This is a genomic window from Pseudomonas sp. Sample_24, from assembly GCF_004307605.1.
In the GTDB taxonomy this organism is placed as follows: Bacteria; Pseudomonadota; Gammaproteobacteria; order Pseudomonadales; family Pseudomonadaceae; genus Aquipseudomonas.
This window is the reverse complement of record NZ_RCNW01000070.1, coordinates 1-2,020: the sequence shown is the minus strand read 5'-3', so window position 1 is coordinate 2,020 and position 2,020 is coordinate 1. Positions and strand designations below refer to the sequence as shown.

Here is a 2,020-nt window from a genome sequence, read left to right as displayed (position 1 = left end):
TGTGGACCAGCGCGCAGTTCCAGTTCATCGATCTGCCGGACCGTTTCTGCACCGGTAGCTCGATCATGCCGCAAAAGAAAAACCCGGACGTGCCAGAGCTGGTACGTGGCAAAAGCGGCCGGGTATTCGGGGCACTGATGGGCTTGCTGACCTTGATGAAAGGCCAGCCGCTGGCCTACAACAAGGACAACCAGGAAGACAAGGAGCCGTTGTTCGACGCCGCCGATACCTTGCGCGACTCATTGCGCGCCTTTGCCGACATGATTCCGGCGATCAAGCCCAAGCACGCGATGATGCGTGAGGCGGCGCTGCGCGGTTTCTCCACCGCCACTGACCTGGCCGATTACCTGGTGCGTCGTGGCCTGCCGTTCCGGGATTGCCACGAAATCGTCGGCCATGCCGTGAAGTATGGCGTTGAAAGCGGCAAGGACCTGGCGGAAATGAGCCTGGAAGAATTGCGCAAGTTCAGCGACCAGATCGATCAGGATGTATTCGCCGTGCTGACCCTCGAAGGCTCGGTCAATGCGCGCAACCACATCGGCGGCACCGCGCCGGCGCAGGTCAAGGCAGCCGTGGCACGCGGTCAGGCATTGCTCGCCAGCCGCTAAAAGTATCGCGGGCAAGCCCGCTCCCACAGGATTGGCGCCGAGTCACCATCTGTTGACCGACACAATACTGTGGGAGCGGGGCTTGCCCGCGATGGCTGACTCAGGAGCGCTGCAAATCTACTTCTTGGCTGCAATCATCGCCATGAACGCCGGCATCGCCGCGTCCTTGTCCGCAGCAATCCGTTGCACATTCGGATTCTGCTCCAGCCGCTGCAACAGTGCCTTCGCTGCTGGCAGCTCGGCCAACAAATCGATATCGAACAGTTTCTTGGCGACCCCGCACGCCAACGGCACGCTGTACAGGAAATACAGATCCGCCACGCTCAAACTGTCGCCCGCCACGTAAGGGCTGAATTTGCCGTGTCGGCCCAGGGACGCCATGCCCAGCAGCAGCTCGGTGCGGGTCTTTTCCTTGATGGCATCCGGCAATGTCGTGCCGAAAAACGCTTCGCCATAGCAGGCACGGCCCGGCAGTTCGATATACAACTCGATCTCCTTGGCCAATGCCAGCACCTGCGCCCGCTCGTAAGGATCGCTGGGCAGCAGCGGCGTGCCTTTCTGGCTTTGCTCGATGTATTCGAGAATGACGCTGGTTTCATTGATGAAACCCTGCTCGACGCCCAGCACCGGTACTTTTCCACGCGGGCTGATGGCGAGCGCTTCCGGGGTTTGCCCGGCGTAAAACGGCACTTCTTCGAAGGGCAGGCCTTTTTCCAGCAGAGCCAGTTTGACCATGTTGTAGTAGTTGCTGACAGCAAATCCGTAAAGCTTGAGCATCACATAGCCTCCAGGCCGTGCGGGGTGGGCAGTGCCTGTTTATAGAACGCTGCGGCGTTTCTTGCCAGCAGCATCACGGGCATGAATGCGGGTAAACTGGCCATCTTTCCCCAAGGAGCCTGCCATGAGCGAGCCAACCGATATCGATGCCGACGAAGAAGAGTTCGCCGAGAATACGCTGGTCGAAGCTATCGAAAACCAAATCGAAAGCGACAACCCGCCAGCAGCCAAGGCAACGTTCAACAAGTTGACCCTGGTAGGTTACGAGCGCGAAGAAATCCTCAATCTGATGGCTCACGTTCTAGCGGTAGAAATCGACGCAATCCTCGAAGAAGACCGCGCATTCAACACCCAATGGTATGAAGCAGCGCTGCGCGCATTGCCGGAACTGCCACCGGAAAAGAAATAAACCAGCGTGTGTGCCCGTGTAAGCCTCGCCGCGGTTTATCTGAAAACCTCGTCACGGCTCTTCGCGGGCAAGCCTCGCTCCTGCGGCACCCCGCAGCCGGGGAAAGCCGCCCCAGGCAAAAAAACCCTGCCGCCAGCACTGGACATGCCGCACGAGTGAGATCACCTTAGGGGCGCTGTCGTCCAATTCCTAGAAAGTCTGGAGTCCTTATGTCGCTTACCCCTGA

3 protein-coding genes are annotated in these 2,020 nt (G+C 59.1%); 2 read left to right on the top strand and 1 reads right to left on the bottom strand.

The window, feature by feature from the left end; genetic code table 11:
• A partial coding sequence (locus D8V06_RS03175) for a lyase family protein (RefSeq protein WP_241667767.1) occupies positions 1–608 on the top strand: 608 nt, incomplete at its 5' end.
• A 117-nt stretch (positions 609–725) separates the two neighbouring features.
• On the opposite strand, the gene D8V06_RS03170 is transcribed toward D8V06_RS03175, so the two are convergent.
• Positions 726–1,385 (bottom strand): glutathione S-transferase, encoded by a 660-nt coding sequence (locus D8V06_RS03170; protein ID WP_056854118.1) that lies wholly within the window; start codon positions 1,383–1,385, stop codon positions 726–728.
• 124 nt (positions 1,386–1,509) lie between these two features.
• On the opposite strand from D8V06_RS03170, the gene D8V06_RS03165 reads away from it, so the two are divergent.
• The gene (locus D8V06_RS03165; protein WP_056854119.1) at positions 1,510–1,794 is read left to right on the top strand and encodes a hypothetical protein; all 285 of its coding nucleotides are present in this window, start codon (positions 1,510–1,512) and stop codon (positions 1,792–1,794) included.
• The last annotated feature ends 226 nt before the right edge of the window (positions 1,795–2,020 follow it).